Annotated in this window: 12 protein-coding genes and 1 tRNA gene; all 13 read left to right on the forward strand. The window is 51.8% G+C overall.

Translation table 11 applies throughout. The features are described from left to right. Positions 1 to 127: 127 nt before the first annotated feature. The 13 genes from leuA (at position 128) to RHOLA_RS03160 (ending at position 13308) form a co-directional block, all read left to right on the forward strand. The gene (gene leuA / locus RHOLA_RS03100; protein WP_038502268.1) at positions 128 to 1864 is read left to right on the forward strand and encodes a 2-isopropylmalate synthase; all 1737 of its coding nucleotides are present in this window, start codon (positions 128 to 130) and stop codon (positions 1862 to 1864) included. A 69-nt stretch (positions 1865 to 1933) separates the two neighbouring features. Continuing rightward, positions 1934 to 2659 (forward strand): DNA repair protein RecO, encoded by a 726-nt coding sequence (recO, locus tag RHOLA_RS03105; protein ID WP_038502270.1) that lies wholly within the window; start codon positions 1934 to 1936, stop codon positions 2657 to 2659. Beyond that, on the forward strand, positions 2656 to 3441 hold the full coding sequence (locus RHOLA_RS03110; protein WP_038502272.1) for an isoprenyl transferase: 786 nt from the start codon (positions 2656 to 2658) through the stop codon (positions 3439 to 3441). The genes recO and RHOLA_RS03110 overlap by 4 nt, the downstream gene beginning before the upstream one ends. 51 nt (positions 3442 to 3492) lie before the next feature. Then, positions 3493 to 4872 (forward strand): glycine--tRNA ligase, encoded by a 1380-nt coding sequence (locus RHOLA_RS03115; RefSeq protein ID WP_038502275.1) that lies wholly within the window; start codon positions 3493 to 3495, stop codon positions 4870 to 4872. A 4-nt stretch (positions 4873 to 4876) separates the two neighbouring features. Then, positions 4877 to 6055 (forward strand): tRNA dihydrouridine synthase DusB, encoded by a 1179-nt coding sequence (gene dusB, locus RHOLA_RS03120; protein ID WP_038502277.1) that lies wholly within the window; start codon positions 4877 to 4879, stop codon positions 6053 to 6055. Continuing rightward, positions 6055 to 7329 (forward strand): deoxyguanosinetriphosphate triphosphohydrolase, encoded by a 1275-nt coding sequence (locus RHOLA_RS03125; protein WP_038502278.1) that lies wholly within the window; start codon positions 6055 to 6057, stop codon positions 7327 to 7329. The genes dusB and RHOLA_RS03125 overlap by 1 nt, the downstream gene beginning before the upstream one ends. 31 nt (positions 7330 to 7360) lie before the next feature. Continuing rightward, positions 7361 to 9232, forward strand: a complete 1872-nt coding sequence (gene dnaG, locus RHOLA_RS03130; protein WP_038502281.1) for a DNA primase — start codon at positions 7361 to 7363, stop codon at positions 9230 to 9232. A 7-nt stretch (positions 9233 to 9239) separates the two neighbouring features. Next, a complete protein-coding gene (locus RHOLA_RS03135; RefSeq protein ID WP_227818802.1) occupies positions 9240 to 10148 on the forward strand; it encodes a D-isomer specific 2-hydroxyacid dehydrogenase family protein in 909 nt (302 codons plus the stop codon). Positions 10149 to 10233: 85 nt separating this feature from the next. Next, positions 10234 to 10309 (forward strand) — tRNA-Asn (locus tag RHOLA_RS03140). Beyond that, on the forward strand, positions 10283 to 11602 hold the full coding sequence (locus RHOLA_RS07215) for a sensor histidine kinase (RefSeq protein WP_158384493.1): 1320 nt from the start codon (positions 10283 to 10285) through the stop codon (positions 11600 to 11602). The genes RHOLA_RS03140 and RHOLA_RS07215 overlap by 27 nt, the downstream gene beginning before the upstream one ends. 26 nt (positions 11603 to 11628) lie before the next feature. Continuing rightward, positions 11629 to 12303 carry a response regulator gene (locus RHOLA_RS07060; protein ID WP_051636238.1) on the forward strand — a complete coding sequence of 225 codons (675 nt, stop codon included), beginning with the start codon at positions 11629 to 11631 and terminating at the stop codon, positions 12301 to 12303. Continuing rightward, positions 12296 to 13000 (forward strand): AzlC family ABC transporter permease, encoded by a 705-nt coding sequence (locus RHOLA_RS03155; RefSeq protein ID WP_038503875.1) that lies wholly within the window; start codon positions 12296 to 12298, stop codon positions 12998 to 13000. The genes RHOLA_RS07060 and RHOLA_RS03155 overlap by 8 nt, the downstream gene beginning before the upstream one ends. Next, entirely contained in the window at positions 12997 to 13308 is a 312-nt protein-coding gene (locus tag RHOLA_RS03160) for an AzlD domain-containing protein (RefSeq protein ID WP_038502286.1), read from the forward strand. Before RHOLA_RS03155 ends, RHOLA_RS03160 begins: the two co-directional genes overlap by 4 nt. The last annotated feature ends 1 nt before the right edge of the window (position 13309 follow it).

A 13309-nucleotide genomic window follows, 5' to 3' on the forward strand; every position in this document is an offset into this window, starting at 1 on the left:
CATCCGGCGTAGTCTAAAAACGTGTTCTTCGGTCTACTACTTAGTGGCCGCGGCGAGGCCTAAACAGGCCCACCTCGTCGCGGGGCCTTCTGCTGGCTGACCACCCACCACACGAAAGACACTTCCAATGAAAAACACCCAAACTCCTTCGGGTATGCCGGTACATAAATATGTACCCTTCCACGAGCAGATCACTGTATCGCTTCCAGACCGCACTTGGCCAAGCAAGGTAATTACCCAGGCTCCGCGCTGGTGTGCCGTTGACCTTCGTGACGGTAACCAGGCGCTGATTGACCCAATGAGCCCTGAGCGCAAGCTAAAGATGTTCAAGCTATTGGTCAATATGGGCTACAAGGAAATCGAAGTAGGTTTTCCATCGGCCAGCCAGACAGATTTCGACTTTGTTCGCCTGCTTATTGAGGATGGTCACATTCCTGCAGACGTGACGATTCAAGTCCTTACCCAGGCTCGCGATGCGCTGATTGAGCGCACCTATGAATCGCTTAGGGGTGCCAAGCAGGCAATCGTTCACTTCTACAACTCAACATCGGTGTTGCAGCGACGAGTGGTTTTTAATCAGGATAAACAAGGAATCATGGACATTGCGCTTTCTGGTGCTCGCAAGTGTCGCGAAATGGAAAAAACAATTCCAGACACCGATATCTACTACGAGTACTCACCGGAGTCTTATACCGGAACAGAGCTTGAGTACGCTGTAGAAGTTTGTAATGCCGTTATCGAGATACTAGATCCGAAGCCGGATCACCAGATGGTGATTAATCTTCCTGCCACTGTTGAAATGGCAACGCCAAATGTTTACGCAGATTCAATCGAATGGATGCATCGAAATATTGCTCGTCGCGATAGCATCTTGATTTCACTACACCCGCACAACGACCGAGGCACTGCAGTTGCGGCAGCAGAACTTGGCTACCTTGCCGGCGCAGACCGCATTGAGGGTTGCCTGTTTGGCAACGGTGAGCGCACCGGAAACGTTGATTTAATTACCCTGGGCCTTAATCTTTTCAGTCAGGGTATTGATCCACACATTGACTTCAGTGACCTCGACGAAATCAAGCGCACTGTAGAGTACTGCAATCAATTGCCGGTGCCAGAACGCAGTCCCTATGGTGGCGACTTGGTGTACACGGCATTCTCTGGTTCGCACCAGGATGCCATCAAAAAGGGCTTTGAACTTATGCAAAAGGATGCCGCTGACCAGGGCGTTTCTGTTGATGATTTAGTTTGGGCTGTTCCTTATCTTCCAATTGATCCCAAAGATGTTGGTCGTTCCTACGAGGCCGTGATTAGAGTAAATTCTCAATCGGGCAAGGGTGGAGTTGCTTACCTACTAAAGACCGATCACTCGCTGGATTTGCCGCGAAAATTGCAGATTGAGTTCTCGCGAGTTGTGCAAAATAAAACTGATCAAGAGGGCGGCGAAGTATCTTCGGCCAAACTTTGGGAAATTTTCACCGATGAGTACTTGCCAGCTGCTGCCGATCGTTCAGATCTGAAGTGGGGCCGCTTTGAACTCAAGAAAATGCGCACCGCAAGCGAGATGGATGGCACCGTTGACCTAGATATTGTGCTGCGAGATGGAGCCGGTGAGCTCGAGGCCCACGGCACTGGAAATGGGCCAATTTCGGCTTTCCTAAACGTCCTCGATAATCAGGGGGTAAACGTTCGCCTTCTTGATTACGTTGAACATACCTTGAGTGCCGGAGGCGATGCACAGGCAGCAGCCTACGTTGAGCTGGAGGTAAATGGTCACACCCTGTGGGGCGTGGGCATAGACGGAGACATTTCAACTGCCTCACTGAAAGCCGTGATTTCATCGGTAAACAGGGCAATTCGCGCCTAGAGCCAAAGACACTTTAAAGTTCGGCCCCGGTTCAAGTGTTTCACTGAGCTAGGGGCCGATACTTATTTAGTGCCTACCTATAAAGATGAAGCAGTCGTACTGCGCACCCACAAGTTGGGTGAGGCTGACCGCATCGTCACTTTGCTGTCTAGGTATAACGGCCAAATTCGGGCTGTTGCCAAGGGCGTGCGCCGTACCGGTTCAAAGTTTGGGGCAAGGCTTGAGCCTTTCATGGTCGTCGAGGCGCAATTCTATGAGGGCCGAAATTTGGATGTAGTGAACCAAGTCGAGACAATCGGCTCCTACGGCCGAGAAATCATAGAGGACTACCGAACCTACACCTCGGCCACCGCCATGGTGGAAACCGCAGAAAAACTCACCGGCGAGGATTCGTCGCCACAGCAGTATTTACTTCTGATTGGTGCGTTGCGTTCATTGGCAAAGAAAGAACACGATGCCTCGTTGGTACTGGACTCATATTTGCTGAGGGCACTTTCGATTGCTGGCTGGGCCCCAAATTTTGGTGATTGTTCAAGATGCGGCGCCGTTGGCCCGCACCAGGCATTTGTAATGCAGCTTGGCGGTGTCGTCTGTCGCGATTGCCGTCCTGCGGGGGCGGCGGTTATCGACCCGCTCACGGGTGAACTTCTGGGGGCGCTGCTGTCTGGTAACTGGCTGGTGGCTGATTCATCGACAGAAAACATTCGCGCATCGGCTTCCGGTATCGTTGCTGCGTATAGTCAGTGGCATATTGAGCGGGGCCTCAAGTCACTTCAGCACGTGGAGCGAGAATGACGAAATTGCAGCCGGTAAAAAAACCCGGCGTCAGGATGCCGAAGTTTCCAACTGGTTCTGTTCCACAGCACGTTGCCATCGTTATGGATGGAAACGGACGATGGGCAAACCAAAGAGGGCTCACGCGCATTGAGGGGCACAAAGCCGGCGAAGCCGCTCTTCTTGATGTCGTGGCCGGGGCAATTGAAGCCGGAGTCAAGTATTTGACCGTGTACGCATTCTCGACTGAAAATTGGAAGCGATCTCCTGAGGAGGTCAAATTTCTAATGGGCTTCAATCGTGAGGTTCTTCGTGCTCGCCGAGACCAACTAAATGCCTGGGATGTTCGCATTCGCTGGGCCGGTCGCAGACCACGACTGTGGCTATCGGTGATTGACGAACTCAAGGCAGCGGAAAAACTAACCGCTAAAAATAAAACGCTGACTCTAACCATGTGTGTCAACTACGGATCGCGCATCGAGATTGTTGATGCAGTCAATGCAATCGCCACCGATGTTGCAGGCGGCAAGCTCAAGCCAGGAGCAATCACTGAGAAGACCATGCAGAAGTATTTGAACACCAATTACCTGCCTGATGTAGACCTCTTTCTACGCAGCTCGGGAGAGCAACGCACCTCAAACTTCTTGCTGTGGCAATCGGCCTATGCCGAGTTCGTTTTTATGGACACACTGTGGCCAGATTTCAACCGAACCTCACTCTGGCAGGCAATTTCTCACTTTCAAGGCCGCTCCAGGCGATTTGGCGGGGCAGTGGACAAGCCAAATCGGGGTTCATCAAAGTAGACTGGGAACTTCGAACAAGTACCAGGCATCCAGCTTGGGCAAGGAGTTTAAGTGGCTACCCCAAATCGTCTAGATTCAGTAATTTCTCTAGCCAAGCGCCGTGGATTTGTTTTCCAGGCCGGCGAGATCTACGGCGGAAGCCGTTCGGCCTGGGACTACGGACCACTTGGTGTTGAACTAAAAGAGAACATCAAGCGTCAGTGGTGGCGCACCATGGTTCAGTCTCGCGAAGACATCGTTGGCCTTGATTCATCGGTGATTCTTCCTCGAAAGGTCTGGGAGGCGTCCGGGCACGTTCGTGAATTTTCCGACCCGCTAATCGAGTGCACCGCCTGTCACAAGCGTTTTCGTCAAGATCACCTAGAAGAGGCCTTTGAAGAAAAGAAGGGTCGCGCTCCTGAGTCGATGAATGATATCGCCTGCCCAAACTGTGGCAGCAAGAGCACCTGGACAGAGCCCAAGGCGTTCAACGGTTTGCTCCAGACCTTCTTGGGTCCGGTTGCCGCTGAAGAGGGCCTGCACTACCTTCGCCCAGAAACTGCTCAGGGCATATTCGTTAACTTTGCCAACGTACTTGGCGCTTCTCGCATGAAGCCGCCGTTTGGCATTGGTCAAATCGGAAAATCATTCCGCAACGAAATCACTCCAGGCAACTTCATTTTCCGTACTCGCGAATTTGAGCAAATGGAAATGGAATTCTTTGTTGAGCCGGGCACCGATGAAGAGTGGCACAACTACTGGATCGAACAGCGCATGAACTGGTATACCGATCTTGGTATCAACCCAGACAACCTTCGAATTTTTGAGCACCCAAAGGAAAAGCTTTCACACTACTCAAAGCGCACCGTGGATATTGAATACAAGTTCGGCTTCCCGGGAAGCGAGTTTGGCGAACTTGAGGGTATCGCAAACCGCACCGACTTCGACCTGACCACTCACTCGCGTGAGTCGGGAACTGACCTTAGTTACTTTGATCAGAACAAGAACGAGCGTTGGACTCCTTACGTGATTGAGCCCGCCGCCGGTCTCACTCGCTCATTGATGGCATTCCTGGTTGATGCGTACGCAGAGGACGAAGCGCCAAACACCAAGGGTGGTGTTGATGTGCGTACCGTACTTCGTCTTGACTATCGTCTGGCGCCAATCAAGGCAGCAGTGCTTCCACTGTCTCGCAACGAAGACTTGTCACCGGTTGCACGCAACTTGGCACAGGAACTTCGTGGCTACTGGAATATCGACTTTGATGATTCAGGAGCTATCGGTCGCCGCTACCGTCGTCAAGATGAAATTGGTACACCGTTCTGCGTGACCGTTGATTTTGAAACTCTTGAAGACCAGGCAGTTACCGTTCGCGAGCGAGATTCCATGCAGCAGGAACGCGTTTCGCTGAGCAAGCTTCGCGAGTACCTAGGCGCAAAACTAGTTTCATAGATAAATGACATTGGCCAGCACTAAACCAGCGTTGCAGTATGGCAAGATCGCCATCGCAACGCCAGTTGTGCTTGCGCCAATGGCGGGAATCACCAACACCGCATTCCGCAGGCTCTGCCGCGAATTCGGCGGCGGGCTATACGTTTCTGAAATGGTGACCTCTCGTGCACTGGTTGAGCGCACAGAGGAATCTTTGCGTTTAGTTGGTCACCACCCATCAGAAGAAGTTCGCTCAGTGCAGCTCTACGGCGTTGACCCAAAAACAATCGCTGAAGCAGTAACCATGTTGGTTGCCGAGAACCGTGCGGACCATATTGATCTGAATTTTGGCTGCCCAGTTCCAAAAGTAACCCGCAAGGGAGGTGGCGCCGCGCTGCCATGGAAACAGGATTTGTTTGGCTCTATTGTGAATGCGGCCGTAAAGGCCGCTGGTGAAATTCCACTGACCATCAAGATGCGCAAGGGAATTGACGCCGATCACCTGACTTACATCGAGGCAGGTAAGGCAGCCCGTGATGCCGGAGTTACAGCAGTAGCGCTGCACGGCAGGACTGCATCTGATTATTACTCTGGTCAGGCTGACTGGTCTGCTATTGCAAAACTTCGTGAAGCTCTTCCTGACGTTCAGGTACTTGGCAATGGGGACATCTGGTCTGCCGGCGATGCAATTCGCATGATGCGCGAAACCGGGGTTGATGGCGTGGTCGTTGGGCGTGGCTGTTTAGGGCGTCCTTGGTTGTTTGGTGATCTTCAAGCAGCATTTGATGAGTACTTGCGTAACCCAAATTCAGATGCGGCAATTAATCCAATTCAGCCAAACCTTGGTGAAGTAGCCGACGCCTTCAAGCGTCACGCAGAGCTACTGGTTGAATTTTTCGAGAGTGAGATGCACGCTTGCCGTGACATTCGCAAGCACGTTGCTTGGTACTTCAAGGGATATCCGGTTGGCGGTGAGTTCCGTGCAGCGCTATCGCAGGTTGAGTCGCTTGACCACATGGATGAAATCCTGGAAACACTTGATCGTTCGCAGCCATACCCGGGTGAAGAAGCCGAGGGCCCTCGAGGCCGACTTGGTGGTGCCAAGGTTTGCGCCCTGCCAGAGAACTGGTTGCAGTCCCGCGAACTCGTGGGCGATCAACGCAAGGTGCTTCAAGAGGCAGAGCTGGGAGTGTCTGGCGGCTAGTGGAAAGAAATTCTTCAGAACTTGGCTACACCGATTTTGATCGCGAACGATTCTTGCCGGAGGCTCGGAGCGGTAAGTCCCAGCGCGGTGAGTTTGCTCGTGACCGAGCTCGCGTGCTGCACTCGTCAGCGCTTCGACGCCTTGGCGCGAAAACCCAGGTGCTGTCGCCTAGTGGCGGCGATTTTGCCCGCACACGCTTAACACACTCGCTGGAGGTTGCCCAGATCGGCCGCGAGATGGCGATCGACCTTGGCTTAAATGCCGACATTGTAGACATGGCCTGTTTGGCACATGACCTTGGTCACCCACCTTTTGGGCACAACGGTGAAAAAGGCCTCAACGATTGGGCGGCGGAAATCGGCGGCTTTGAAGGCAATGCACAAACATTGCGATTGCTTACCCGGATAGAGCCCAAAGTTTTTCTGCAGGATGGAACCAGCATTGGTTTGAATCTAACTCGGGCGAGTTTGGATGCCGCATGTAAGTATCCGTGGTCATTAGGTGAGGCCGGTGAAATGCGCGAGCACTCAATTAAGTTTGGTGTTTACGATGACGACCTAGAGATTTACAACTGGATGCGCATCGGTGCGCCTAGCCGTGCCAAGAGCGTAGAAGCGCAAGTCATGGATTTCTCTGATGACGTTGCTTACTCGGTTCACGATTTTGAAGACGCAATTGTTTCTGGATACATAAAACTGGAAGAACTTGCCGATCCGGGCGCCGAAGCTGAGCTTCTGGACAAAATCAGCGAGTGGAATGTTGACGTCTACTCAAAGCCTGTTCTTGCCGAGGCGCTGAATAATTTGCAAGCGCTGCCTAACTGGCCAACCAAATTTGATCGCACTCCGATAATGCTGGGTGGTCTAAAGAACCTTGCCAGTGATTTGATTGGCCGCTTTGTTAGCCAAACCATCGCTTCGATCGTGGACGCTTCTCCCGCAGTTTCAATGGCCCGATACGGTGCTCGTATCGAAGTTCCGGCAAATGTTAGAGCTGAAATCGCCGTGCTCAAGGGGATCGTTTCTGCATTCTTGATGTCACACGAATCGCGCCGACCAATTTACGAATGGCAGCGCGAACTTCTCGCCGAGCTTGCTGATGCAATTCTTGCTTCGAATGGCCAAAACCTTGACGTCTATTGCACCGACGCATGGGCGAGAGCCAGGACCGATGCTGAGAAGCGTCGAGTGGTAGTTGACCAGGTTGCCTCGCTTACCGACCAGAGCGCCATCACCATGCATAACCGCCTTGTGGTCAAAGGGCCGTCTTTCTGATGGTCCGCCTCGAAAGCCTAGGATAAGAGCCATGGCGGGGAAAATCAGGGCGAGAGATATTGAAGAGGTAAAGTCTCGCGTCAATATCGCCGACGTGGTCGGCGAATATGTGTCACTCAAGAACGCCAGCGTTGGTTCGTTGAAGGGGCTTTGTCCTTTTCATGATGAGAAATCACCATCATTCAATGTTCGCCCCATGCAAGGTTTTTACCACTGCTTTGGCTGCGGCGAAGGCGGCGATGTCTACAAGTTTCTACAGCAAATGGAATCAATCAGTTTTTACGAGGCCGTTGAAAAGTTGGCCGCCCGAGTTGGCTTTGAACTAACCTACGAAGACGGCGGACCAGCGGCAGATCAAGGCCAGCGTTCCCGCATTCTTGAGGCCAATACTGCCGCCGCAACTTTTTATCAGTCGCAACTGATGACCGATGATGCCATACCCGGCAGAGACTTCTTGAAGGGTCGTGGTTTCGATAAGGCTGCTGCAGAGCAGTTTGGGATTGGCTTTGCCCCAAAGGGCTGGAGCAACCTAACTGATCACCTGAAAAAACTTGGCTTCACAATTGACGAGCTGGTAGCTGCTGGGCTGGCAACCAAGAGTGATCGTGGTGCCTACGATAAATTTCGTGGGCGACTGATTTGGCCGATTAGAGATTCAACTAGCCAGGTAATTGGATTTGGGGCTAGGAAATTATTTGAAGACGATCAGGGACCTAAATACCTAAATACCAGTGACACTTTGGTTTATCACAAGTCGGCGGTGCTCTACGGGATTGATTTGGCAAAGAAAGAAATTTCGAAACAGCAACGAGTAGTCGTGGTCGAGGGGTACACCGATGTCATGGCCTGTCATCTTGCCGGAATTACCACGGCAGTTGCAACCTGTGGGACAGCCTTCGGTGATGATCACATTCGACTCCTAAACAGAATGCTTTCGGCTGAGAAAGACACTCCCGCTGAGGTTATATTCACCTTTGACCCCGATGCGGCTGGTCAAAAAGCAGCAATGCGCGCCTTCAATGATTCCCACAAATTTTCCGCTCAGACTTTTGTAGCGGTAGGCCCAGATGGCTTAGACCCCTGCGACCTGCGTAGTGAAAAAGGTGATGACGCTGTTCGGTTGATGATTGAGAATAAGAAACCATTATTTGAATTTGCTATTAAACAAAAGATTGCCAAGTTTGATTTATCGACGATTGAGGGCAGGGTAGGGGCGGCACGCGCGGCCGCGCCGGTTGTATCTGCAATTCGAGATTCGGCGATGCGCCCGGCATATATTCGTGAGTTGGCTGGCTGGGTCAACCTTGATGGCAATGAAGTTGCCTCATTAGTTGATGCCGCCGCAAAAGAATCTAGGTCCGATGCGGTCAAGGAGTTGCGCCGAGATCAGCAAACAATCGAAACAGAATCTGGAACTTCCGGCGAGGGGGCATTTGCGCTGCCCAATCTGAATGATCCGATCACAAGATTCGAGCGTCAGGTGCTTGAAGTATTGGTTCAGGTTCCAAATTCATTCAGCAAAGAGCAATTAATTCGAATAGTTCGGGACGGGTTTAGTGACCCGGCCCACAACGCAATCCTTGAAGCAATTGGAACCAGTCTGGTCTCGCACGGATCTTTGGATTGGCTCAACGTGATTGGGGGAGCTACCCCAGCTGAACTGCATTCTTTGTTGCGCTCTATTGCCGCTCAATCACTTCCGGCCAAAACAGATGCCGAACTGGTGCGTTACGGGCAGGGGGTAGTCTCCCGGGCGCTCACAAACGCTCTAGCCCACGAAAAGGCAGATTTATTGGCGGCGCTTCGTCGAACTGACGCGGTTCAGGATGCCGCTGAGAGCGCAAGAATTCAACGTGCTCTAGTTGATCTAGAAACTGAGCGTCGAAAACTACAGGGTTTGTAGGTGCCAGGTGATTAATGTCGCAATGGAACCCAAGTCTTTTCCTGAATATCTTGAAGCAGTTGCTCAATCCGGCGGACAAGTCGTTCCAATGTCTAAGGATGTTCGCGCAGTAATTTGGCTGGATTATTCAAACCCCAAAGGTTTGGCTGACTTACTAGATCAAAACCCGCAGATCGAGTGGGTGCAACTTCCTTTTGCTGGTGTTGACGCCTTTAGTGAGATCATCAAGCGCCCAATTCGATTTACATCTGCAAAAGGAGCATATCGGGAACCGGTTGCGGAGCACGCGCTGGCTTTGACGTTAGCCCTAATGAGGATCATTCCGGAACGGGTTAGGACCCAAACCTGGGGCCGGCAGTTTGCTGATTCGCTATATGACTGCAGCGTCTTAATTTTCGGTGGCGGTGGCATCTCTGAGGAAATGCTGAAGTTATTAGCGCCTTTCAGGGCGAGGGTTACAGTCATCCGAAAAAACCCGGCTCCGGTTCTGGGCGCATTTCAGACTTTGGGGTTTGAGCAGTTAGAAGCAGAGTTGCCGAAGCAAGATTTGGTTATCCTGGCTGCTGCCCTAACTGATGAGACTTATCAGCTCTTCGACGCGTCCAAGTTCGCACTTATGAAGCCCACCGCTTATTTGGTCAACATCGCCAGAGGCCCCATGGTAAACACCGTCGATCTAGTTGAGGCTCTGAATGGTCAAGTGATTGCCGGAGCCGCGGTGGACGTCACCGACCCTGAACCATTACCTGATGGCCACCCACTTTGGACAGCAAAGAACATAATCATCACACCGCACTCCGCCGATACACGTAAACAGGTGGTTCGGCTCTTCTCCGAGCGAATCAAACAAAACGTTAGAGCGTATGGATCTGGAACCGGCTGGGTGGGTCAGGTGGATCCAATTCTTGGCTATTAAGTTGGGGGTTTAGGCCCTAAATCTGCTGACTGGCGGGAATCTAGGGCAAATGTTTGGTAATGTAATCCAGTTGCTAAATCAACATTCCTCGGTAGCTCAATTGGCAGAGCAATCGGCTGTTAACCGATAGGTTCTTGGTTCGAGTCCAAGCCGGGGAGCCACTCTTTTTCGATGATCTGGAGGCCACGTTGATACGTTGGATCCAAGATCACAGATGGCTCTCCTCATCCATTCTCAGTGCGTTCGCCCTACTGTTTTTTGGCGGAATCGATCTTCTGGTCCAGGGTTATCAGGGTCTACTGGTCGCCGGCATCCTGGCAACCGCTGTTTTATTCGCCGCCCAAATTCCTGCGCTGAGTATTGCTCTGACAGTTGCCGGAACAGTTGTGGAAATTATTCTTGGTCTGTCTCCGGTGGCCAGTGGGCTCAGCGCAGCGATTTCAGTGTTTTTAACCGCGGCTTTTGCGGCTAGGCTTTGGTACTTTATCGCTCTGGCTGTGACCATCGCCTCTGGCCTGGTGATCGCTTGGTTTAACTCTTTTGCGTTGCCCATCGGCGGCGATATTTACGGGCTCTCATTGCAGACCGAGCTGTCAAAAACAACTGCGTTCTTAATTTTGGCTTTGTTGGTTTCGGCGGGAAATATTTTGTTCTGGCTGTTGGGCAGACTCGCCATAACTTATGAAGTGTATGTAGGCACTGAGTTTGACCGGGCTCTTTCGGCGGATACTCAAGCAAAGCTCTCGCTGGAAGTTGCTGAGCAGAACGAGCGCTTTGAAATCGCTCGAGACATAAATGAGTTGATCATACAAAAGGTCACAGCGGTAATCTCACAAGCTGAAGGTGGAGCCTACGCTGCTAAGGCAGATCCAAATTCGGCGCTGCGTTCGCTGGAGCGGGTTGGTCTAAGTGCTCGTGCCGCGCACGCAGAACTTCGAAGATTGTTCGACATGTTGAATAAAACTCACAGCGTCTCAGCCGCTCCACCAGGTATAGATGAGCTAAATGGATTAGCCATTACCTATCGAGAGTTTGGCTACGGCGTTTCGATCTCTCATGAAGGTTCCAGATTCAGCATCGCAGAAGGTGCGGGATTGGCAATTTACAGAATCGTTTTTGATGCCCTAGAGAATGTGAAAAAACACTGCCCGGTCGGCACTGATGTCGCAATAGATTTTTCCTGGGTCGACCAGGGCATGCAGGTGCTCATAAAAGATAACGGTGTTGAAATTGAACGCCGAAGTCAGGTGACATTGGATCTTGAGGATTCCGGATACACGATTGAGGATGATACTCGTTCACTGGTTGAAACAATCAAAGGGGCGGGGTTAACCGCTATGAGGGAGCGTGCGGCTCTGTACGGTGGAAGCGTTGACGCAACCCGAGTTCCCGGTGTGGGTTTCACGGTGTCTGCGATATTCCCTCACCTTCGGGCATTGGCTGGAAGCCAGTAGTTCAAGGAACTACTCGAAAAAATACGATGAACGAAATTATTCGAATCGGTTTGGTAGATGCCGACGCAGACATTCGTTTTGGGCGACGAATGCTGATTGACTCTCAGGAGGACTGCAGAGTAGTTTTCGAAGAAGAAAATGGGTCTGAAGCCCTGGAGCGAGCGCCGCAGGCTCTTATCGATGTGCTGGTTGTTGACCATAGGGTTCGGGGAATTGATGGTCTGCAGTTGGTCGAGAAATTAATTCCTCAGTATCACTCTTCCGAAACAGAAGTTCCGGCAATCATATTGACCGGACCTTATTTCAGCTACGAACTCCTGCTGGCAGCCATCGCGGTCGGTGCAACCGATCTGGTGACTCTGGATTCTGATTCGGGTGAATTGTTGAAGGCGATTAGAACCGCTCGAGCCAAGGAAGACGTTCTGGATTTCGATTCGCTGAAGGCACTGATGACTCGAGCCAAAGGAATTGATTTTGATGTTCCAGACATTCTGGTGAAACTTGGCACCCTTGATCAAAAGGAAACTCAGGTGCTAGAAGCGTTTCGCGAGGGTCTGGATGACGACGAGATTTCCAGAACCATTGATGTACCCAAATACCGTGTTCGTCAGGCTATGAAATCAATTTTGAGTAAGTGTTCTTTGGCGACCAGGGCTCAGTTATTCTTGGCAATTAACGCTACGGATGGAAAAAATGGCTAAGCAGTCGTCTGTCACATCAATCTCCATCGGTGTTGGGTTAGCCACCGGCCTCTACGGCGTTTCCTTTGGCGCACTTTCGGTGGCCGCCGGTTTAGATATTTGGCAAACTCAGGTACTAAGTCTTCTTATGTTCAGCGGGGGATCTCAATTTGCTTTTGTGGGAGTAATTGCTGCTGCCGGAGGTGCCGGCGTTGCCTCGGCCGGTGTGGGCGCCGCAATCATCTCTGCTTGGTTGCTGGGAATCCGCAATGGTTTTTATGCGGTGCGTTTGGCGCCAATCCTCAAAAGAGTCGGCCTAGCGAAACTTATTCCAGCGATGTTGACCATCGATGAATCAACCGCAGTTGCCACCGCGCAGAAAAATGAGGCCGACCAGGTAAAGGGATTTTGGATAACCGGTATCGCAGTATTCGTGTTTTGGAATCTGATGACGCTGGCTGGTGCGATTTTGGGTGACGCACTTGGCGATCCGTCTACATGGGGTTTGGATGCCGCGGCGGCTGCAGCATTCCTGGGTTTGTTGTGGCCACGTTTGGCTGAGCGCCAGGCCCTTGCGGTAGGAGCGGCTGCACTTGTGATTGCAACTGCGGCTACACCGTTTTTGTCCGCGGGCATTCCTGTTCTTTTAGCTGGTATCTCCGCAGTGGTCGTTGGGTTCTTCAACTGGTTTTCCCCTAGGAAGGGGCTGGGCAAATGACCCTGTGGCTTGGAATCTTGATTGCCAGCGCTGCAGTCTACTCGTGGAAACTTCTAGGCTTTTTGGTACCTAGCTCCGTCTTGAACAATCCAAAGATTTCAAGAATCGCAAATCTGCTCACCGTTGCATTATTGGCAGCGCTTTTAGGTGTTCAGGGCCTTACCGGTTCCGGCGAGATTCAGTTTGATGCGCGTATCCCGGCTCTTGGTCTCGCCGCGGTCTTGCTTTACCTTCGAGCACCCTTTGTTGTCATGGTCGCCGCTTCTGCCGCACTAGCCGCGCTGATTAGGTTATTTTTCGGCGGATAGC

It is taken from the genome of Rhodoluna lacicola (assembly GCF_000699505.1).
In the GTDB taxonomy this organism is placed as follows: Bacteria; Actinomycetota; Actinomycetes; order Actinomycetales; family Microbacteriaceae; genus Rhodoluna; species Rhodoluna lacicola.